A 20048-nucleotide genomic window follows, 5' to 3' on the forward strand; every position below is an offset into this window, starting at 1 on the left:
TCAACCACCTTTTACGGAGCCAGCCAGCAGCCCACGAATGAAATACCGCTGCATCGACAGGAAGACGACAACTGGCACGATCATGGAAATCACCGCAGATGCGTTTAGCAAATGCAGTTGATCTTTGAAGGTTCCCAATTGTTTTTGCAGCCGAATGGGGAAGACCAAATCCGACGAATTGTTCGGCCCGATATACAAAGCCACGATCAAGTCATTCCATACCCAAAGAAATTGGAAGATGCTGAAAGAGGCCAAAGCCGGCACAGAAAGCGGTACGATGATCCGCGTGAAAATTTGCAAATGGCTCGCGCCATCAATTCGCGCGCTTTGCAAAAGCTCTTTGGGCAGGCCGACAATGTAATTGCGCAGCAGGTAAATCGCCAGCGGCAAGCCAAAGGCCGTGTGGGTGATCCAAAGGCTGGCAAAGGACTTGGACGCCACTTGGCAGCTGTCGGTCAGCTCACAATCGGTCAACCATTGGTTTAAGGCTGTGGCCCAAGAGGCAATTCCACTGAACCCTTGCAAGATAGGCAGGAAGGCCAATTGCGTTGGCACAACCATCAGTGAGACCACAATCACAAACAACCAATCCCGGCCCGGAAACTGCATCCAAGCAAACGCATAGGCGGCGAAAGCGGCAATGGTGATTGGAATGATCGTTGCGGGAATGGTGACAATGAATGAGGAGATCAAAGCATTGGGGACGTTCTTATTGTCAAATAAGACTTCAATATAGGCATCTGCCCCGAAGGCCGGATCTTGATTGATAAAGACATCAAGGTTTTTGGGCTTGGGCGCCGTGGCCTGATCGAAGGTCCAGGTGAAGTCACCATTTTGGTTTCGAAAACAAAGGCGCCGCCCCGGACATCCATCACCTCTCCGGCTGGCACCAATTTGCGGACCAACTTGGTTTTTCCCGGGTTTTCAGGATCGGCGATACGGGTCTTGATCAAAATCGATTTCACATCGCCCGAGACCGCATAGCCAGAGGCCTCGGCGTTGATCCGCTCCAGGATGTTACCACGCATGATCACAGCAGGCTCCATCACGCCCCGCTCATGGGTTGCAAACCGATGCCCCAATTCCGTCGGTGTAAATGAGGTCCAAAACCCGGAGGTTTTCGCGGCCACCTCAGAGCGCATCGACGTCGAGACGAGGGCCACAAAGGGCACGACCCAAATAAATACGATCAGGGCGAGGACAATATGGCTGAGAGTTTTTGTCATCTATCTATACCTTAATTCCCAAGCTCTTTTTGTTCGCGCCGAATGCGCCAGCCATTGAAAACCATATTAGGTACAACTGTCAGCATCAGCATCACCGCGATAGAGGCATAAAGATTGTCCACATTGTCACCTCCAATCGACCAGTTGTTACGGGCGTTTTCCATCATGGTTGCCAGCAGCAATTTATCGTCATCATTGGCGGACAGCGCATAAGGGATATCGAAGACTTTGAGCACCAACACCACCAATGTCGTCCAAACCACCAAAACAGTGGAATAGATTTGCGGCAGCTTCACGCGAAAGAACATCTGAAAGGGATTGGCCCCATCAATCTTCGCCGCTTCAATCGTGTCCTCTGGAACGCCGCGCAGCGCCGCCGAGAAAATCACCATAGCAAAGCCGGTTTGAACCCAAACCAAGATCCACATCAAAAAGAAATTGCCCCAAAATTTCAGACTGTAAAGCGGCTCGTTATATTCTGCTGTATGGCCGAGTAAGGATTTAAGCAGTCCGATTTGATAGGAGGGCGTCATGCCGTTGAGTGTCTCCAACGGCTCGATCCCGCCACCGGCAAATATATTGCGCCAGATCACCGCGGCCCCAACAAAGGAAATCGCCAAAGGCACAAAGATAAAGGTTTTCGCCACCACGCCCCAAGAAACAGAATCGGCCAAAACAGCGATCAAAAGCCCGAAGATGATGCAGGTTGAGGGAACAAGAATAAGCCACATTAGACTGTTGCGCATCGCCAGACGAAATTGCAAATAGCCCAAGGAGTCAGGATCCCAAAGGAAGGCATAGTTGCGCACCGAGGGCGTGCCGTCATACTCTTGAAACGACAATGACAGTGTGGACAAAGCCGGCACCAGCAAGAACAAGAGCAGCAAGACCAAAGTCGGGCCCACGAAAATCCAAGGCTGTATCGCTTCAACGATATTGGATTGGCGGCCAAGAGAGTTTTTGCAGCGCACCCGCGCCAAACTGGCGTTCAGCCAATTGGTGATCCCGAAATAAAAGAAAGAAATCCCCACCGCAATCACAACGGATCTCAAGGCAAATCCCATTTTTGCAAACCGCTCTTGCGTGTCAAATTCGGGAAAAGACCACTGCCATTGCGCATGCATCCAAAGACCCAAGTTTGCCATTGCATCGTCTAATGGCGTGGTCACGACGAAAGCAAAAATTGCCGTTATGGGCAAAAGAAAGACAATTGTCAGAAATATCGCAAAACCATTGCTGGCTATAATAGGGCTGAGGGCGCGCATCGCATGATCCTTAAATCATATCTGATAACAGGGGAGCTTAGAAAAAGAGGAGCGCAAATACTCTTTGCGCTCCTCAAATTTATCACATCAGGCGCATCTTATTTGATGGCGTCCCATGCGGCTTGGATGTTGTCACCTGTGGTTTTAGCATCCTGGCCGTTTGCAAAAGCGGTCATCTCTGACCAGAAGGCACCTGCGCCAATCGCCCCTGGCATCAGGTCCGAAGCGTCGAACCGGAATGTCGTGGCGTTGGAAAGGATCTCACCCTGTTTGCGCAAAGCAGGTGTCGCATAGGCATCCAAATTTGCACCTTTATGCGCGGTCAAAAATGTACCTTGTGACATCCAAGCTTCATGTGCGGATGCTTCGGTCATGTATTGGAAGAACGCCCGTGTCGCGGGGGAGTCTTTTGCCATGGTCCAAAGCGTACCGGCGCCCAAAACTGGGTTGCCAAGATTTGCTGAAGCGTAGGGTGGGAAGTAGAAGAAATCTGCTTCGCCATTCGCCACTTCTTCGCCTTTCTTCGGGAAGAAGGCTGGGATGAAAGATGCCTGACGGTGCATCAAGCAGCTGGCAGGCGAGGAGAACAGACCTTTTGGCGCGTCACCGAAGAAGGTTGTCGCAACTGAGGAGGCCCCACCGGCAACATAATCGTCATTGCGTGAGAACTGGCCATAAACTTCCATCGCATTCAGCACTTCAGGGCTGTTAAACGGCAGATCATTGGAGACCCAGCGGTCATAGTTTTCTGGCGAGGTTGTGCGCAGCATCAGATCTTCCATCCAATCGGTCGCCGTCCAGCCCGTCGCATTGCCCGATTCCACACCAATACACCAAGGCGTATTGCCATCGGCCACCATTTGATCGGACAGAGCAATCAGCTCTTCCATTGTGGATGGGATTTCATAGCCATTGTCTTCAAACTGCTCTGGAGAATACCAAACCAAGGATTTCAGATCCATTTTGAAGGCGAAACCGTAGAAGTCTTCTTTGCCATTGGCATCGGCATATGTGCCCAGATCAACCCATGAAGACCCCGCACCGTAGTTGTCAGACATCCAGCTGGCCAATTCGTCACCAAGTGGCACCAAGTGGCCTTCTTTGGCCATATCCGCGGCCAGACCAGGCTGCGGGAAAATCGCAATATTTGGCGCGTTGTTGGAGCGCAAATCTGCAACCACCAAAGCGGCAAAATCACGTGAACCGGAGTATTGCACGACAGCGCCAGTTGCTTTTTCAAAGCAGCTCACGGTGTTCAGCAGCATTTCTTCGTCTTTGCCCTCCATAGAGCCAGCAATGGTGATAACCTCACCCGCAAAATTGCCAAGATCGCCGAGTTTAGAGGGCGTATCACAGGCATCCGCTTGCGCCATTCCGGCGAAAGACATGGACAAAGCCGCCACAGCAGCCCCGCTCAAAAATTTATTCGAAAAAGACATTTATTCCTCCCTAAAGTCTATTCTTTTCACAGTTCTTTTCACAGTCTCCACCCTTTCAAAACGCGCCTCGAACAGTTCGCAACGCCTCTCAAAACGGCACCTTAAAAACCAGCATGGTTCCCAAAATACAACATAGATTTCGAGTCCAAAATGCAAGCAGTTTTTACGCTCTCAAGCTCTCAAAGCGCTTTGGATTTTCTTTGACTATTCTGCACTCCGCCCGCTGTCAATTCATTTAAAATCTCTCGAATGCAAAAAAGACCTTTATTATTGCGAAACAATGAGGCAGGAATAATATAAAATAGGCAAAACGCTCAAAAAATAGTTTTTTTGAGACCGTGCTAAGAACACCTGCAAAATAATGGAAGCGCTTTGACGAATTCTACAAATCTCAAATCTCTGTCCCAAGAGCTTGGCATGTCGCAGACCACGGTGAGTCGCGCGCTAAATGGCTTCCCCGAGGTCAGCGAAAAAACCCGCCAACTGGTCCTTAAGGCCGCGGCAAAACGTAATTACAAACCCAACGTCCGGGCCCGGCGCTTGGCGACGGGGAAATCGATGACAATCGGGCATTTGGTCTCCGTTTCCAAAGAACATGAAATGGTCAACCCGATCTTTGCCGATTTCATCGCCGGTGCCAGCGCACGCTATGCGCAAAGCGGCTATGATTTGCTGCTGTCACTGGTGCCAGATGAAGATGAATTTACCAGCTACAAGGAATTGGCCGCGCGCTCGGCGGTGGATGGCGTGGTGGTTCATGCGCCGCGCGTCGACGAGAAGCGCATCGCCCAGCTCAACAATCTCAATCTGCCCTTTGTTGTGCATGGGCGCTCAAGCAATACAGTTGAGAAATACAATTGGGTGGACGTCAACAATGAGCGATCCTTTTTTCGCGCGACGCAATTGTTGATAGAATTGGGCCATACCACCATCGGATTGATCAACGGCTTGGCAGATATGGATTTTGCCATGCGCCGGGCACAGGGCTATCGGCGTGCGCTCAAAGAAAACAACATCGAACTGGCCGACGCCTATCTAACACATGGCGAAATGACCGAGCCAAATGGCCACAAAAACGCCCTTGCGCTCCTAGATTTGCCCACCCCCCCGACGGCCTTCGTCACCTCATCGATCATTATGGCAAATGGTATCCGGCGCGCGCTCGACGACCGGGAGTTGAAACTCGGACGTGATGTTTCAGTGATCACCCATGATGATGACTTGTCATATTTTCGTGATGCCGCTGCGGTGCCGGTCTATACCGCGACCCGCTCTTCGGTGCGTGAAGCCGGTCGTCTCAGCGCGGATCTCTTGCTGAAAGCCATTGCTGACCCCGGTCGAGACCCCGAAGGTATCTTGCTGGATGCTGAGTTAATTCTCGGCTCCTCGACAAAACCACCGCGCAGGCGGTAGCAAAAGCTATGGCACCTCTTGGCCATTGGCCGCTTCAAACACCTCAAACCAAAGCTCACGGTCAAATGTAATGGCACGGGCGGCGTCTAATTTGGCGATGCGCGCGAGGTTATTGGTGCCAAACACCGGCAGGATGCGCGCGGGATGCGCCAGCAACCAGGCCACTGCGGCCGCGGCCACATCACCGGCGCCGATCTCTTGCAGCAGGGTCAAAAGCTTAGGGTTCTGGCCCTGGAACAATGCTCCGCCTGCCAGCGGCGACCAAGCCATGGGCGGCACGCCAAATTCCTGTAAAAAGGCCAAATCGCCATTGGTAAATGCGCTATTTTCCAAAACGCTCATTTCAATCTGATTGGTGACCAAAGGCGTTTTCATCGCTGATTGTAGTAAGGTCCAGTCATGGCGCTTAAAGTTGGACACGCCAACGCAAGCCACCTTTCCAGAGGCCACCGCCGCGTCCAGAGCCGCCCCTGTCTCGTGATGATCCATCATCGGGTCAGGCCGGTGGACCAACAAAAGATCAATCTTTTCTGTCCCCATAAGGCGCAAGGAGTGATCAATCGAGGCGGCAATATGCGCCGCTGACGTATCATAATGTTTCACCCGCGTGCTGGAATAGCGCCCGGCCCCAACAAGAATATCGCATTTGGTCACGATTTCGATTTGATCGCGCAGATGCGGCGCGGCGCGCAGAGCGTTGCCGAACACCTCTTCGGCCTCATAGCCGCCATAGATATCCGCTTGATCCATCGTCGTGATGCCCTGTGCCAAACAGGCCTCGATTTTCGCCTGCACATGGCGCGGGCTGGTGTCGCTGTCATCTGCCAGGCGCCACATGCCATAAATCAAACGGCTCAGGGCCACAGTCTCAGTCAGTGAAATTCGTTCCATTACACGCGGGGTCCATTTCCAAGTGGGGTTGCAGGGGTCTCATGGGGCACGCGCCCATACTCATGCGGCAAAGAACATGTTGCCATATGCGGCAAGACCAGCTTGCCTACGTAGTCACATTCTTCCAAATGCGGATAGCCAGAAAAAATAAATGAGCGCATGCCCATCTTTTGGTAGGCCTCAAGCTCTGACAAAATTTGATCGGCAGATCCCACAAGGGCCGCGCCACAGCCAGAGCGGGCGCGGCCCACCCCGGTCCACAGATGCGGCTCGATAAACCCATCCATATCAGCCAAATCACGATTCCGCGCTTGCCGCGAAACCCCATAAGATCCGCTATCCAGGGCCCGGTCGCGGATCGCGCTGCCGGTTTCATCATCGAGCTTCGAGACCAATTCTTGCGCAAACTCGCGCGCTTCTTGCTCCGTATCGCGCACAATCATATGCACACGCAGCCCATAATCCAAAGTGCGACCATAGGTGGCCGCCCGTGCATGTACCGCCTGCATCCTTTGGCTCAAATCTTCCTTGGTCTCCGGCCACATGAGATAGACATCACAATGTTCGGCGCAAAGCTCGACCGCATCGGGAGAATAGCCGCCAAAATAAAGCAGCGGGCCACCGTTTTGTTGATAGGGACGGGCCGGCTCCGTACTAACCCCTTGGAAGTTATAAATCTCTCCTGAAAAATTTATCTCATCGGCCGTCCAGGCTTGCTTGAGGATCTGCACCACTTCACGCGATCTTTGATAGCGATAGGGGCTCGGCTCTTTTTGGCCTGGAAAATCGGATGAAATCACATTCAAGGTCAAACGCCCTTTGAGCATGTGATCCAATGTCGAGACCGTTCGCGCCAACATGATCGGCTGCATCTCACCGCAGCGAATGGCAGCCAGCATATTGATTTTCTCGGTCAACGGGGCGCATCCGGCAACGAAAGACAAAGTGTCTTGCCCGACCTGATAGGAGGAAGGGCATAGGATATTGCGAAAGCCATTGACCTCTGATTGCTGCACAATTTTGCTGCAATGCGCCCAAGAGGAGCGCAATGCGCCATCGGGCACGCCAAGGTATTGGTAGTCATCCGAGCAGAGGGCCGAAAACCAAGAGACTTCGGCCGCTTTCAAATCAGCGGAGGTAATTGGAACGACGGTCATTGCGGTCTCGAAAAATAGGCTTGCATTCCACGTTTAAACCTCACATCAAGATGTAAATCAATAGTGGATCAATTTGCAAACCCCATGGCCAATCCAACCCCCTCACCCGGCGCTTTGCCCACCTATGTGCAGATCAGCGAAGCCATCGCGCGCCGCATCACTGCAGGGCAATGGCTTGACGGCGAGCGCTTGCCACCGGAACGGACCATGGCGGCAGAATTTGGCGTGGCTGTGGGCACTCTGCGCAAGGCCTTAAGCCGCCTGCAAGGCCAACAGCTCATTCGCAGCAAACACGGATCAGGGAATTACATAAATATAACGCCGCAAGCCGCTAATATTTATTCATTCTTTAGGCTGGAATCTCTCACTGGGGCCGGCCTTCCGACCGCGGAGCTTTTGTCGGTTGACCGGATTCCAAAACCTATGGATGCGCCATATTTTGGCCCAGATTCAGCCGCTTTTCGCTTCCGCCGCTTGCGGTTTCTCGATCACCAACCCGCCGCCCTTGAAGAGATATGGCTCGACGGTTCAGTGGCCGATCATATCGCCGCTGAAGAGATTTCAGAGTCGCTCTATCATACCTATCAAACCCGTTTTGGACTGTGGATTGTAAGGGCCGAGGATCACGTCACTTTTGCTCCAACACCACCTTGGAGCGTAGATCAATTTGGTCTGCGCCCTGGCGAGACAGCCGGTTATGTCGAAAGAATCGCATGGGCCAATACAGGCGCGCCCCTCGAGTTTTCACGAAACTGGTATGATCCTTCCGTTTCACGCTATGTCGCACGTATCAAGTAAGGACAGATAATGACACTACGCTATGGATTAATTGGCTGCGGCATGATGGGCCAGGAGCATATTCGCAATATTGAGCTGTTAGACGACACGCAGATCACCGTTGTCTTTGAACCAGACGCCCAGATGCGCGCACAGGCCGCGAAGGCTTTGCCGAATGCCACAATGGTTGACAGTCTGGACGCGCTCTTAGCCTTCGAAGCTCTAGATTGCTTGGTCATTGTCAGCCCCAATCACTGCCATATGGCACAGCTTCAACAGATCGCGGCCCTGCGGGCCTTGCCGATCCTCTGCGAAAAGCCGCTCTTCACAGATCCTGCCGATTTGGCGCAGGCTACGGCCTTCGCCCAATCTTACCCCGCCCCGGTTTGGGTTGCGATGGAATATCGCTATATGCCGCCTGTTGCGGCGTTGATTGAGCAAGCCGAGGAGGTCACCGGCGGGATTAAAATGCTCACCATACGCGAGCATCGCTTTCCGTTTCTGCCAAAAGTTGGAGATTGGAACCGCTTCAATCATAATTCCGGCGGAACATTGGTTGAAAAATGCTGCCATTTCTTTGATCTCATGCGGCTGATTTTAAAATCTGACCCAATACGGGTGATGGCCAGCGCGGGTCAGGAAGTGAATCACCTCGATGAGGTCTATGCGGGACATCGCTCAGACATCTGGGACTGCGGCTATGTCATCGTTGACTTCGCCAGCGGTGCCCGCGCCATGTTAGAGTTGAGCATGTTCGCTGAAGGCTCAGAATATCAGGAAGAAATTCACGCCGTCGGGCCCAAAGGAAAGATTGCCTGCAATGTGCCCGGCCCGGCGCGTTTTTGGCCGACTCATATGCCATCCCCGCCGGTCCCTCATGTTGTGATCAGCCCGCGCAGTCCGATGGGCCCACGCCGGATCGACACCCCAGTGCCCAAAGCGCTCCTCGCCGCCGGTGACCACAATGGCTCAACCTTTTATCAACATCAAAAATTTCAACAGGTTGTCTTGCAGGGCGCGGCGCCAGAGGTCAGCCTCACCGATGGGATTTGGGCCGTGCGCATGGGTCAGGCGGCCCAAGTTTCGGCGCTGGAAAACCGGGTGGTGGAGCTTTAAACGCGCAGCTGCGCCACCAGGTTCACTGTTGAGGGATCATTCTGCCCCCCGGCACTGTCGCCTTTCAAAACAGGTTCCAAAGCCGTGGCCAATTCTTTGCCCAGCTCAACACCCCATTGATCGAAAGAGTTGATCCCAAGGATCACCCCTTCCACAAAGACCCGGTGCTCATAGAGTGCGATCAGCTGTCCAAGGCAAAACGGCGTGAGTTTGGGATAGATTAATGTCGTGGATGGGCGGTTGCCTGTGAACACACGGTGGCGGGCCTGACGCTCCAATTCCGCGCCCTCAAACCCTTTGGCCTCTGCGATCTTCCGCGCTGCGGGCAGGTCGCGCCCAAGCATCAATGCCTGTGATTGCGCCAGACAATTGGCCTGAAGCAAATGGTGTTGATGGGTCAAATGCGGCTCATGGCTCTCTTTGGCCAGCATGAATTCGCAAGGAATGATGTGGCGGCCCTGGTGGATCAATTGATAAAAAGCGTGCTGACCATTTGTGCCGGGCTCACCCCAAACGATCGGCCCAGACGGATCGGTGAGGTCATGACCGTCAATGCCCACACCCTTGCCGTTGGACTCCATTTCAAGCTGCTGTAGGTAGGCGGGAAAGCGCGACAGGCGCTGTTCATAAGGCAAGACAGCCCGGGTGGCATATCGGGCCGCCTGGGCGTGCCACACCCCCACCAAGGCCAGCATGATGGGCAAATTGTCTTGTGCGGCGGCGGTTTGGAAATGCCGGTCCATCGCCTCTGCGCCGCCTAAAAACGCCCGGAAATGCTCCGCGCCAATGGCGATGGCGAGGCTCAGACCAATCGGCCCCCAAACTGAATAGCGTCCACCAACCCAATCTTCGAAGCCAAAGACGCGATCTGCGGCAATCCCAAAGGCCGAGGTTTTATCCTCCGCAGTGCTCAGGGCCACAAATTGATCCGCCGGCCGCTCCACGGTATCAGCCATCCAGCTCAGGGCCGTCTGTGCATTGGTGAGGGTTTCAATCGTGGTAAAAGTTTTCGACGCCACGATCACCAATGTGGTGCGCGGATCCAAATTCGCCAAAACATCGGTCACATGCGCGCCATCGACATTGCTGACAAAATGGCATCGAGGCCCCCGCGCGTAGGGTTTGAGTGCCAAACAGGCCATAGCCGGTCCCAAATCGGAGCCGCCAATGCCGATATTCACCACATCCGTATAGGCCCCACCCTGCCCCTGCACCGCCCCAGAGCGCACGGCCTCGGCAAAGTCTAACATCCGGTCGCGTGTGGTCAAAACCTGCTCCATGACATCGCAGCCCTCGACAAAAACCGGACCGGAGGTGCGCCGCAGAGCGGTGTGCAACACCGCGCGATCTTCGGTGATATTGATCTTTTCACCCGAAAACATCGCTGCGCGCTTTTCAGGTAAATCAACCTTACCCAGAAGCGCCAAAAGCATATCCCGGGTTTCATGATCAATGTTTGTCTTGGAATAGTCGAAAAACAGACCATCGGCCTGAACCGAAAATTCTCCGGCTCTTTGGTCATCAAATAAGCTGATAATCTGACGGCCGCGCACGGCAGTATATTTTTCTTTTAAATCTGTGAACATCTTTACGTCCTAAACCGGGCTCCAATGCACAGTGGCATTGGGTAAAAATTGTGCAATCGGCGCATCAATGGGCGACAGACTTTGCGCTTGAGCAAGGGCCGTCTTTTTATCATCTCCAATGATCAAAACATGAGTCTGACGCGCAGTTTCAAGGGCCTGGGCGCTCAACGTCACGCGCGGCTCGAGGTCAGATCCCACAGGCACCATCGGCATAACCGCATCGGCCCGCGCATCTTGCGCGAGTGACAGCTCGGGCGCTCCGGGAAAAAGCGATGCTGTGTGCATATCCGCCCCCATCCCCAGAACCACCACATCGATCGGCAAATTCGGCGCAACTTGTTGCGACAGGGCACGCGCGCCGCCGACGTGATCTAAGCCCGGCGCATAAAGCGCGATATAGCGCGCTGCGCTGGCGGAATTGACCAACAGACGGTTTTTTATCAAACCCGTATTTGATCGCGGGCTGTCCGTGGGAACCCAGCGCTCATCGGTCAACATCACGGTCACATTGGCCCAATTTAACGCCGCTTGACTAAGCAAATCAAACAGTGGGCCCGGCGTGCTGCCACCGGGTACGGCCAAACAAGCGCGCCCGCGCAGCGCAATCGCCGCAGACAGCTCTGACGCAATTTGAGCCGAGAGGCTTTGCATCATCTCAGATGCGGTTTCATAAGATGTCAGCTGCATCACTTCACCTCGCGCCAGCGCCGACCGTCACGGTGGATGAGCGCCATGGCATCTTCAGGTCCAGCCGAACCGACGTCGTAAAGCTTGGGCACATCATTGCGCGCCTCCCAGGCTTCAATAATGGGATCGGTCCATTTCCAGGCCGCCTCCACCTCATCGCCGCGCATAAACAGCGTTTGGTCGCCCCGTATCACGTCCATGATCAACCGCTCATAGGCATCTGGTGTGTCCTCTGAGTGATCTCCAAGGGCATCGGCAAAAGTCATATCTAGCGGCACATGCACCAAACGCATCCCCCCGGGACCAGGCTCTTTAATGGTGACATCCAGCGTCATTCCCTCATTGGGTTGCAGTTGAATTGCCAGCACATTTTGCTTTTCATCTGCTGATTTTTCGAAAATAGAATGGGGCAATTTCTTAAAGACAATTGCGATTTCCGAGGTGCGTGCTTTGAGCTTCTTGCCGGTCCGAAGATAAAACGGAACCCCGGCCCAACGCCAATTCTCAATATGCGCCTTAATGGCGACATAGCTTTCTGTGAAGCTACGCGGGTTTTCTGCATCCGTGCGATAGCTGGCCGTTGTAGCGGTGGCATCATATTGGCCGCGCACAACGTGATGTGCGGCCACGGGCGCCAAGCTTCGGATGACTTTTAGCTTTTCGTCGCGCACCGCATCGGGATCAAAATGTGACGGTGGCTCCATCGCAATCAAGCATAACAGCTGCATCAAATGGTTTTGCACCATATCGCGCATTGCGCCCGATTTGTCATAATAGGCCCCGCGCCCACCAACGCCCACAGTCTCCGCCACAGTGATCTGGATATGATCGATATATTGCGCGTTCCACAAAGGTTCAAACAACAGATTTCCAAAGCGCACGGCCATGAGATTTTGGACAGTTTCCTTGCCCAAATAATGGTCAATCCGGTAGATTTGGCTTTCATCAAATTGCTGTGACAGAACTTTGTTGAGCGCTTTGGCACTTTGCAGGTCGCGGCCAAAAGGTTTTTCAACGACGATGCGCGCCTCTGGGGTGGCTATGTCCCATGAATTCAAGCGCGCCGCGATATCGCCAAAGAGACTTGGAGCAACAGAGAAATAATAGGCATTCACCAAATCTTTGCGGATCAATTTTGCCAATTCACCCCAGCCGCCGTCGCCGCAAATATCGATCGCAACATAATGCAGCTGTGCAATGAAGGCGTCGAGATGCACCAGGCTCTCAGCGGAGGGCGCACCAAATTCATTGATAGCCCCGCGGATCATGTCTTGATAGCCTTGCTGGCCGATATCCCCGCGCGCAGCCCCTATGATGCGCGCGCCAGCGGGCATTTGGCCGGCGCAAAACCTACGAAACAACCCTGGCAGTATTTTTCGGCGTGCCAAATCACCCGTGCCACCAAAGATGACAAGATCGAAAGGCTCAACGGGAATGACACGGGAGACCATGGGCGGATCCTCTGAAATGTTTGCGCTAACGGTGCCTTACAACGGCGCGCGGCCCCTGTCCACCTTATAGGCCGCGATCAATTCTCTGTCAGTATGTTTCATCACTGTTTTTTTTCGCTCCATGCCGTATTATGGAGGGATCAAGCGGCACCGCTATATTTCAGGGAGCGACAACCTATGGCCCATCTCGATAAATTTTCCGACCCCAACGTGACCGCCAAAGGTGAGGCGCGCGCGCGGGTGGCCCTGACCCATCCTGAGACGCTGTGGTTCAACACCGGTACGCTTTGCAATATTGAATGCGTCAATTGCTATATCGACAGCAGCCCGACCAATGATGCATTGGTCTATATCACTGCCGATGAGGTAAAAGACTATCTGCAACAATTGCTCAGCCGAAACTGGCCCGTGCGCGAGATTGCCTTCACCGGTGGTGAACCTTTCATGAACCCAGAAATGATTGACATCGCTGAATGCAGCCTCGTTGCCGGCTATGAGGTCCTCATCTTAACCAATGCCATGCTGCCGATGATGCGCAAACGGGTCAAACAAGGGCTTTTGGGGCTCAATGCCGCCTACCCCGGCAAGCTTACCCTGCGGATTTCGCTCGACCACTTTGACCGCGCCAACCATGACACTGAGCGCGGTAAGGGAGCGTTTGACAAGACACTCCAGGGCATGAACTGGCTGCGCGATGTCGGCATCCGAATGCATGTCGCCGGCCGCACCGTCTGGGGCGACAGCGAGGCGAGCAGCCGCGCCGGCTATAGCGCGCTTTTTACACAGAACGGATATGATATTGACGCCTTCAATCCCGGCGTCACCGTACTGTTTCCAGAGCTGGACGAACGTGCCAAAGTGCCAGAGATCACCACAGCCTGCTGGGGAATTTTGGACAAGGATCCCAACAGTTTGATGTGCGCCTCCTCACGCATGGTAGTCAAACGCAAGGGCGCCGCGCGCCCAGCGGTTTTGGCCTGCACGCTTTTGGCCTATGCGCCGGAATTCGAATTGGGAACCACTTTGCAAGAGGCAGAACAAGACGTCGCGCTCAACCATCCTCATTGTGCAAAATTCTGTGTGCTCGGTGGTGCCAGCTGCTCGGCCTAGGCCTCAAGCTCTGCATCCCAATATAGAAAATCGACCCAGCTTTCATGCAGATGGCCCGGTGGAAACTTTCGCCCGAGATTGCGCAACTCTTCGGCCTGCGGTTTGCGGATCGGTTTGCGCAGATGCAGGCCCGATTGTTTCAGACTGCGGGACCCTTTTTTCAAGTTACATTTGGAGCAGGCCGCAACCACATTTTCCCAACTGGTGCGCCCGCCGCGCGTGCGCGGCACCACATGATCAAAGGTCAAATCGCCGCGCGAACCGCAATATTGGCAAGAAAACTCATCGCGCAGAAATAGATTGAAGCGCGTAAAGGCGACAGTGCTTTGCGGTTTGACATAATCGCGCAGCACAACGACCGACGGGATACGGATTTCGGTTGTGGGTGAGCGCACAATATCATCATATTCGGCAACAATTTGCACCCGGTCAAGCCAGGCCGCCTTCACCGCATCTTGCCAACTCCACAGAGACAGCGGGTAATAGGATAAAGGGCGATAATCTGCGTTAAGCACCAAGGCCGGCCGCTGCGCCGGCGAGGCCGCTTCTTTCACAAATTGCGTTCTAAAGTCTCCAGTCATAGATGGCGCCCCGTTCGCTACATGGGGCCACTATATCTGGGGAAATAAAACAGGCAACCCCTGTATCTGGTGTGTGCTTATCACTCCATACCCAGCTGTTTGCGCATAAAGGCCAAAGCCACCTGCAGCCCATCGGGACCAATGCCATGGCCCGTGCCTTTCATGATATGGGCATAAACCTCTTTGAAGCCCGCGGCCTCCAAAGTCTCGGCCGCATGGGGCAATGCATCAATTGGCACTACCTCGTCTTCATCCCCATGCACCAGAAGGATCGGCATTTTGGATTGCACATCATCTTGCAATGCCTCCGCCTGCAGCAACCGACCCGAAAAAGCCACGACCCCGGCCACCGGATCCTCGCGCCGCGGCGCCACATGCAGCGCCATCATCGTGCCTTGCGAAAATCCAAAAATGACCACTTGTTCCGGCAGCAGATCATAGTCCACCATCACCCCATCAAGATAGGCATTTAGGTCCTCTGACGCCGCTTGCAGACCATTGGCAGCATCTTCTTCTGACGATCCATCAATCCAAGGGATGGGAAACCATTGCAGCCCCATGGGCGCCATAACGGTCGTCTCTGGTGCATCGGGCGCAAGAAATAATGTGCCCGGCATATGGTCCGCAAGCACCTCCGCCAGCCCCATCAGATCCGCACCATTAGCCCCGTAGCCATGTAAAAAGATGACCGCTGAGGTGACAGCGCCATCTTGATCCTGTGGCAACTGGCTCATCGATTTCAAAACCCGTGTCATCCTATCCCCTCTCGCGATTTGTGATCTTTGTAATAGGCCCATAACAGACGCGCTGCAACGGCTCTGAACGGTGCCCAATTTTCAGCCAAGGCGCGCATATCAGCCTCGCTGGGGCGCTTCGGCAGATGAAACACCTGCCGTGCCGCCTCTTGGAGGGCCAAGTCCCCATGTGGAAACACATCCGCCCGGCCCAGGGCTTGCAATGCGTAAACCTCCGCGGTCCACCGCCCGATGCCTGTGATAGCGGTCAGGCGGGACAGCACCTCCGCATCGGACAAAGCCGCCAAACCCTCATAATCAAGCCCGCTCAGCGCCAAGGCCTTCGCATAGCGGATTTTGGGGCGAGACAGGCCCAAGCGCGCCAGGTCTTCCGTGCTGGCCTGCGCCATTGCGGCCGCACGACACAGGCCGGCCGCCTGAATACGCTCCCAAATCGCAGCCGCAGAGGCGACCAAGACTTGTTGACCGATGATAGCCTGCAGCAAGCTGGCAAAACCGGGCGGTTTGCACCTCAGGGGAATGGGGCTGCATTTTTCATAAATGACATTGAATTGCGGAATGTTGAGCTGGGCGACAGCGTGATCAATATCAGCCGGACTGGAGATCGTTATTATGTCCATTGCGCCAACCAAGCCTCCGCCAGTGATCGTTCCGATAGGCATGGCCGGGCCGTGCAAGGCGGGCGTTCAATCATCAATACTTTTAGCCCCAAAGCGCGCGCCGCATCCAATTTTGTACGGCTGGCCGCACCGCCGGCATTTTTAACCACAAGCACATCGACGGAAAGACGGCGAAACAATGCCTCCTCATCGGCCATGGAAAATGGCGGTCGTCCGATCAGATACGCGCCATTGGGCCAGGGAAACGCACCCTCGGGAGGATCAATTTGCCGGCAGATCAACTGCGCATGTCCAAGATTGGCAAACTTTGGCAGGCTTTGCCGCCCCGTGGCCAGAAACACCACCGCATCCAGGGCGATATGCGCCGCAGCCTCTGACTCATCGTGTAAAGAGATCCAATGATCGCCCGGTCCAGGTTGCCAGGCCGGCCGTTCAAAACGCATATAGGGCAGACCCATCTCGCGGGCGATGTCATGGCTGCGCCGGGTGATTTGATGGGCGAAGGGATGGGTGGCATCCAACACAGCACGAATCTCATGGCGTTTCAAAAAAGCGCGAAAACCGTCACCGCCGCCAAAACCACCATGGTAGGTGGGCACGGCCAATTGTTTCGGCTGGCGCGTCGCCCCAGCTAAACTGGCGCAGGCGGCAATATTGTGATCGGCGCAGAATTGAGCCAAATGCCGGGCATCTCCCGTACCTGCGAGGATCAAGACCGTCATGACTGCGCCAATATTCGACCTGTGCGATCTATGACCACGCAATCCACTGTGATATCGGCGCTTTGCAAGATGGATTGGCAATTGGCCAAGGCAGAGTGCGCCACCCATTGGGCCATATCCGGGCCAGCCAGCGTATAGGCCTCAAGCGCAGTATTGGCTTTGGCCAGACCCGGTTGGTCGAGAACCTGCGCCAGGGCGGTGAAATCCACCTGAGAGCGGGCGGAATGCAGATCGCGTGCGCCCTGCGCCAATTTGGTCATCTTGCCAATGCCGCCGCCGATGGTCAGCCGCGCCACCGGATGGCGCCGCAAATATTTCATCAACCCGCCAGCAAAATCTCCCATATCCAGCATAGAGGTGTCGGGCAAGCCATGCAGCGCTTGGACCGCGCGCTCCGAGGTGGCCCCAGTGCAGCCGGCCACATGCGGCGCCCCGCAAGCGCGCGCCACATCAATGCCGCGGTGAATGGAGGCGATCCAGGCCGCGCAAGAAAATGGGCGCACGATCCCCGTCGTGCCCAACACCGACAGGCCATCGACAATGCCCAGCCTTGGGTTCCAGGTTTTCAAGGCCAGAGCTCTGCCCCCTGGGATGCGAATGGTGATGTCGATATCGGGCGCTTGACCATAATGGACCGCCAACTCCTCCACCTCAGCCTGCATCATTTGTCGCGGCACCGGATTGATCGCGGGCTCGCCCACAGCGATTGGCAACCCTGCCTTTGTGATCGTGCCGACGCCGTCGCCTGCATGAAAGCGCACACCGCCCAAGGAGCGCGCCACCCGCGCAATGATTAAAGCGCCATGGGTGACGTCAGGATCATCGCCGGCATCCTTGGTAATGCCAATTTCCACCCAATCTGCCGTCACCTCGCGATGCGCGATTTTGAAGACCGGCCTTTCTCCTTTGGGCAGGGTGATCTGCACCTCGTCCAATTGCGCGCCGCCCCATAGGGCGCATAGCCCAGCACGCACAGCAGCGGTGGCACAAGCGCCGGTCGTCCAACCGCGACGCATAGGGGGGGATTCACGGGTCTCCATTGCGCCACTATAGCAGGGCAATTCATGCCGCCAATCACAAAGCGCGTGTCGCTTGCACTCTATTCCCTCCGATGAATTTTCGCCATAAAGAGAGCTATGAGCGATTCACTTCCCCTTCCCCAAAAGGCATGGCCCGAGCTGCGCGCAGGCTGGGTATGGCTATGCGGTGCAGGACCTGGCGATCCCGGCCTTCTCACCCTGCATGGGCTCAACGCTTTGCGCCAAGCTGATGTTGTCGTCTATGATGCTTTGGTTGGTGAAGATATTTTATCTTGGGCGGGCGATGCCGAGTTGATCTATGCCGGCAAACGGGGCGGCAAGCCTTCGGCCAAACAGCGCGATATCTCGTTGCATTTGGTGGAGCTGGCCCGCGCGGGAAAACGCGTGCTGCGACTCAAGGGGGGCGATCCCTTCGTCTTTGGTCGTGGCGGCGAGGAAGCACAAACCTTGGTGCAGCATGGGGTGCCCATTCGTATTATTCCAGGCATTTCAGCCGGTATCGGCGGGCTGGCCTATGCGGGAATTCCCGTGACACACCGAGACGTCAACCAATCGGTCACATTTGTGACCGGCCATGATCAAACCGGCGACACGCCCGGATCCCTCGACTGGAGCGCCATCGCGCAGGGCAGCCAAGTCATCGTGATCTATATGGGCATGAAACATATCGCTCAGATCACTCAAAGATTGATGGAGGCTGGCCGCAGCCCGTCTGAACCTGTGGCCTTTGTCACCTCCGCCACCTTAGAGCACCAAAATGTCGTCGAAAGCACGCTCGGCACAGCCGTAGATGATGCCAAGGCCGCTGGCGTTGAGCCGCCCGCGATCATCTGTATCGGACGCTCCGTGCTCATGCGGCAGGTGTTGGATTGGCAATCTCTCGAGGCCGGCGCCGCACCGCGCAATCTGGATCCTTTGGATCGTGGACGCCCTGCGGAAAGCGCATGAGCCGCTTTATGATTGCCGCGCCAAGTTCGGGCGCCGGCAAAACCACCGTCACGCTCGCCCTTATGCGGCTTTTGCAGCGCGCAAAGATAGAGTTTCAACCGGCGAAATCAGGCCCTGATTATATAGATCCGGGTTTTCATTCCGTCGCCGCTGGCACCCCTTCGGTGAACCTAGACGCCTGGGCCATGCCCGCAGATCTAATCGGCACCCTGGCCGGGTCGAGCGGCTTGGTGGTTGAGGCGGCTATGGGGTTGTTTGATGGCGCCGGCAAGGCCGGGAGAGGCTCCGCTGCGGATTTGGCGAAGATTTTAGATATCCCGGTCATCTTGGTGGTGGATGCCGCCAAAACGGCCCATTCCATCGCCGCGCTGGTAACAGGCTTCAGAGATTATGATCCACAGGTCACATTGGCCGGTGTGTTTCTCAATCGTGTCGGCAGCGCGCGCCACCTCGACATGCTGACGCAGGCTTTGAACGGGCGAAATATCAAAATATTCGGACATTTGATGCGATCCGAGGCCTTTGCCCTGCCCGAACGTCATTTAGGCTTGGTTCAAGCCGATGAAATTGATCAGTTGGAACCTTGGATCGATCACATTGCCACAGCGCTGCACCCCAGCTTAGATTTCGCGGCGCTTAGAGAGCTCAGCGGACCGACCCTGGCGGCCCAAACCACCCTGCCCGGGCCACCGGCACAGCATATCGCCATTGCCGCGGACCGCGCTTTTGCGTTTCGCTATACGCATCAAATGAAAGGCTGGCGAGACGCCGGGGCGCAGCTGTCTTTCTTCTCGCCACTGGCCGATGAGCCAGCGCCCAAAGCTGCGCAGTATATTTTCCTGCCCGGCGGCTATCCGGAACTCCACGCCGGACAATTGGCCGCGGCCGCACAGTTCAAAGCCTCTCTTGCGCATCATGCGTCGCTTGGCACGCCCATTTATGGCGAATGTGGCGGCTATATGGTCCTTGGCAATGGCTTGGTCGATGCACAGGGGCGGCGGCATGAAATGCTTGGGCTTTTGCCGCTAGAAACCAGTTTTCAACAGCGCAAATTGCATCTGGGTTATCGGCAATTGACACCCTTGAGCCCGCATTTCAGCGCGCCGTTGATGGCCCATGAGTTTCACTACGCCAGCACGTTAAAAGCTGCGGGCCCCGCACTCTTCGCAGCGCAAGATGCAGATCACGCAGATTTGGGCGAAATGGGGTTGCACATCGGGCGCACTTGCGGTTCCTTCGCCCATATCATTGCAGGGCATTAACG

20 protein-coding genes are annotated in these 20048 nt (G+C 55.2%); 6 read left to right on the forward strand and 14 right to left on the reverse strand.

The features are described 5' to 3' along the window. From RCA23_RS16655 to RCA23_RS08415, 4 genes are all read right to left on the reverse strand, one after another. The gene (locus RCA23_RS16655) at positions 1-693 is read right to left on the reverse strand and encodes a carbohydrate ABC transporter permease (protein ID WP_201770455.1); all 693 of its coding nucleotides are present in this window, start codon (positions 691-693) and stop codon (positions 1-3) included. Then, complete coding sequence (locus RCA23_RS16660) at positions 690-1226, reverse strand: hypothetical protein (protein WP_201770456.1); 537 nt, start codon at positions 1224-1226, stop codon at positions 690-692. The genes RCA23_RS16655 and RCA23_RS16660 overlap by 4 nt, the downstream gene beginning before the upstream one ends. Positions 1227-1237: 11 nt before the next feature. Then, on the reverse strand, positions 1238-2395 hold the full coding sequence (locus tag RCA23_RS08410; protein ID WP_236631333.1) for a carbohydrate ABC transporter permease: 1158 nt from the start codon (positions 2393-2395) through the stop codon (positions 1238-1240). Between the two features lie 194 nt (positions 2396-2589). Next, positions 2590-3930, reverse strand: coding sequence for an ABC transporter substrate-binding protein (locus RCA23_RS08415; protein ID WP_044049937.1), 1341 nt, complete (start codon positions 3928-3930; stop codon positions 2590-2592). 372 nt (positions 3931-4302) lie between these two features. Here RCA23_RS08415 and RCA23_RS08420 point away from each other — a divergent pair, with 372 nt between their 5' ends. Then, positions 4303-5343: a LacI family DNA-binding transcriptional regulator gene (locus tag RCA23_RS08420; RefSeq protein WP_347721357.1), complete on the forward strand. Its 1041-nt coding sequence runs from the start codon at positions 4303-4305 to the stop codon at positions 5341-5343. A 6-nt stretch (positions 5344-5349) separates the two neighbouring features. Here RCA23_RS08420 and RCA23_RS08425 read toward each other — a convergent pair whose 3' ends face one another. Both RCA23_RS08425 and RCA23_RS08430 read right to left on the reverse strand, forming a co-directional pair. Further along, complete coding sequence (locus tag RCA23_RS08425) at positions 5350-6234, reverse strand: aldo/keto reductase (protein WP_044049938.1); 885 nt, start codon at positions 6232-6234, stop codon at positions 5350-5352. Next, positions 6234-7391, reverse strand: a complete 1158-nt coding sequence (locus RCA23_RS08430; RefSeq protein ID WP_044049939.1) for an LLM class flavin-dependent oxidoreductase — start codon at positions 7389-7391, stop codon at positions 6234-6236. Before RCA23_RS08430 ends, RCA23_RS08425 begins: the two co-directional genes overlap by 1 nt. Positions 7392-7475: 84 nt before the next feature. On the opposite strand from RCA23_RS08430, the gene RCA23_RS08435 reads away from it, so the two are divergent. Together RCA23_RS08435 and RCA23_RS08440 are read left to right on the forward strand one after the other, a co-directional pair. Beyond that, positions 7476-8189 (forward strand): UTRA domain-containing protein, encoded by a 714-nt coding sequence (locus RCA23_RS08435; protein ID WP_044049940.1) that lies wholly within the window; start codon positions 7476-7478, stop codon positions 8187-8189. Between the two features lie 9 nt (positions 8190-8198). Beyond that, entirely contained in the window at positions 8199-9284 is a 1086-nt protein-coding gene (locus tag RCA23_RS08440) for a Gfo/Idh/MocA family protein (RefSeq protein WP_044049941.1), read from the forward strand. On the opposite strand, the gene pgi is transcribed toward RCA23_RS08440, so the two are convergent. Genes pgi through zwf form a run of 3 tightly spaced genes read right to left on the reverse strand, consistent with a single transcriptional unit; the run spans position 9281 to position 13008 of the window. Further along, entirely contained in the window at positions 9281-10870 is a 1590-nt protein-coding gene (gene pgi / locus RCA23_RS08445; RefSeq protein WP_044049942.1) for a glucose-6-phosphate isomerase, read from the reverse strand. The two genes, RCA23_RS08440 and pgi, sit on opposite strands and share 4 nt — an antisense overlap. A gap of 9 nt (positions 10871-10879) precedes the next feature. Further along, on the reverse strand, positions 10880-11557 hold the full coding sequence (gene pgl / locus RCA23_RS08450; RefSeq protein ID WP_044049943.1) for a 6-phosphogluconolactonase: 678 nt from the start codon (positions 11555-11557) through the stop codon (positions 10880-10882). Continuing rightward, positions 11557-13008, reverse strand: coding sequence for a glucose-6-phosphate dehydrogenase (gene zwf / locus RCA23_RS08455; RefSeq protein ID WP_044049944.1), 1452 nt, complete (start codon positions 13006-13008; stop codon positions 11557-11559). The genes pgl and zwf overlap by 1 nt, the downstream gene beginning before the upstream one ends. A gap of 177 nt (positions 13009-13185) precedes the next feature. On the opposite strand from zwf, the gene RCA23_RS08460 reads away from it, so the two are divergent. After that, positions 13186-14118 (forward strand): radical SAM protein, encoded by a 933-nt coding sequence (locus tag RCA23_RS08460; protein ID WP_044049945.1) that lies wholly within the window; start codon positions 13186-13188, stop codon positions 14116-14118. Here RCA23_RS08460 and RCA23_RS08465 read toward each other — a convergent pair. The 5 genes from RCA23_RS08465 to RCA23_RS08485 form a co-directional block, all read right to left on the reverse strand. After that, positions 14115-14699 carry an HNH endonuclease gene (locus tag RCA23_RS08465; protein ID WP_044049946.1) on the reverse strand — a complete coding sequence of 195 codons (585 nt, stop codon included), beginning with the start codon at positions 14697-14699 and terminating at the stop codon, positions 14115-14117. The genes RCA23_RS08460 and RCA23_RS08465 overlap by 4 nt on opposite strands. Positions 14700-14779: 80 nt before the next feature. After that, positions 14780-15454: an alpha/beta hydrolase gene (locus tag RCA23_RS08470; protein ID WP_044049947.1), complete on the reverse strand. Its 675-nt coding sequence runs from the start codon at positions 15452-15454 to the stop codon at positions 14780-14782. Then, positions 15451-16116 (reverse strand): DNA glycosylase family protein, encoded by a 666-nt coding sequence (locus RCA23_RS08475; protein ID WP_052377101.1) that lies wholly within the window; start codon positions 16114-16116, stop codon positions 15451-15453. The genes RCA23_RS08470 and RCA23_RS08475 overlap by 4 nt, the downstream gene beginning before the upstream one ends. Then, a complete protein-coding gene (locus tag RCA23_RS08480) occupies positions 16065-16796 on the reverse strand; it encodes a cobalt-precorrin-6A reductase (protein ID WP_044049948.1) in 732 nt (243 codons plus the stop codon). Before RCA23_RS08480 ends, RCA23_RS08475 begins: the two co-directional genes overlap by 52 nt. After that, a complete protein-coding gene (locus RCA23_RS08485) occupies positions 16793-17836 on the reverse strand; it encodes a cobalt-precorrin-5B (C(1))-methyltransferase (protein WP_044049949.1) in 1044 nt (347 codons plus the stop codon). Before RCA23_RS08485 ends, RCA23_RS08480 begins: the two co-directional genes overlap by 4 nt. A 96-nt stretch (positions 17837-17932) precedes the next feature. On the opposite strand from RCA23_RS08485, the gene cobA reads away from it, so the two are divergent. Both cobA and RCA23_RS08495 read left to right on the forward strand, forming a co-directional pair. Beyond that, a complete protein-coding gene (gene cobA / locus RCA23_RS08490) occupies positions 17933-18784 on the forward strand; it encodes a uroporphyrinogen-III C-methyltransferase (protein ID WP_044049950.1) in 852 nt (283 codons plus the stop codon). Further along, positions 18781-20046, forward strand: a complete 1266-nt coding sequence (locus RCA23_RS08495) for a cobyrinic acid a,c-diamide synthase CobB (protein WP_044049951.1) — start codon at positions 18781-18783, stop codon at positions 20044-20046. Before cobA ends, RCA23_RS08495 begins: the two co-directional genes overlap by 4 nt. Positions 20047-20048 lie beyond the last annotated feature (2 nt).

The organism is Planktomarina temperata RCA23, from assembly GCF_000738435.1.
GTDB classification, from domain to species: domain Bacteria; phylum Pseudomonadota; class Alphaproteobacteria; order Rhodobacterales; family Rhodobacteraceae; genus Planktomarina; species Planktomarina temperata.

Excerpts from the sequence above, each read along its gene's own strand:
- RCA23_RS16660 (WP_201770456.1), bottom strand. The coding sequence starts at position 1,226 with ATGACAAAAACTCTCAGCCATATTGTCCTCGCCCTGATCGTATTTATT.
- RCA23_RS08415 (WP_044049937.1), bottom strand. The coding sequence starts at position 3,930 with ATGTCTTTTTCGAATAAATTTTTGAGCGGGGCTGCTGTGGCGGCTTTG.
- RCA23_RS08425 (WP_044049938.1), bottom strand. The coding sequence starts at position 6,234 with ATGGAACGAATTTCACTGACTGAGACTGTGGCCCTGAGCCGTTTGATT.
- RCA23_RS08430 (WP_044049939.1), bottom strand. The coding sequence starts at position 7,391 with ATGACCGTCGTTCCAATTACCTCCGCTGATTTGAAAGCGGCCGAAGTC.
- RCA23_RS08435 (WP_044049940.1), top strand. The coding sequence starts at position 7,476 with ATGGCCAATCCAACCCCCTCACCCGGCGCTTTGCCCACCTATGTGCAG.
- RCA23_RS08440 (WP_044049941.1), top strand. The coding sequence starts at position 8,199 with ATGACACTACGCTATGGATTAATTGGCTGCGGCATGATGGGCCAGGAG.
- pgi (WP_044049942.1), bottom strand. The coding sequence starts at position 10,870 with ATGTTCACAGATTTAAAAGAAAAATATACTGCCGTGCGCGGCCGTCAG.
- pgl (WP_044049943.1), bottom strand. The coding sequence starts at position 11,557 with ATGCAGCTGACATCTTATGAAACCGCATCTGAGATGATGCAAAGCCTC.
- zwf (WP_044049944.1), bottom strand. The coding sequence starts at position 13,008 with ATGGTCTCCCGTGTCATTCCCGTTGAGCCTTTCGATCTTGTCATCTTT.
- RCA23_RS08460 (WP_044049945.1), top strand. The coding sequence starts at position 13,186 with ATGGCCCATCTCGATAAATTTTCCGACCCCAACGTGACCGCCAAAGGT.
- RCA23_RS08465 (WP_044049946.1), bottom strand. The coding sequence starts at position 14,699 with ATGACTGGAGACTTTAGAACGCAATTTGTGAAAGAAGCGGCCTCGCCG.
- RCA23_RS08470 (WP_044049947.1), bottom strand. The coding sequence starts at position 15,454 with ATGACACGGGTTTTGAAATCGATGAGCCAGTTGCCACAGGATCAAGAT.
- RCA23_RS08475 (WP_052377101.1), bottom strand. The coding sequence starts at position 16,116 with ATGCCTATCGGAACGATCACTGGCGGAGGCTTGGTTGGCGCAATGGAC.
- RCA23_RS08480 (WP_044049948.1), bottom strand. The coding sequence starts at position 16,796 with ATGACGGTCTTGATCCTCGCAGGTACGGGAGATGCCCGGCATTTGGCT.
- RCA23_RS08485 (WP_044049949.1), bottom strand. The coding sequence starts at position 17,836 with ATGGAGACCCGTGAATCCCCCCCTATGCGTCGCGGTTGGACGACCGGC.
- cobA (WP_044049950.1), top strand. The coding sequence starts at position 17,933 with ATGAGCGATTCACTTCCCCTTCCCCAAAAGGCATGGCCCGAGCTGCGC.
- RCA23_RS08495 (WP_044049951.1), top strand. The coding sequence starts at position 18,781 with ATGAGCCGCTTTATGATTGCCGCGCCAAGTTCGGGCGCCGGCAAAACC.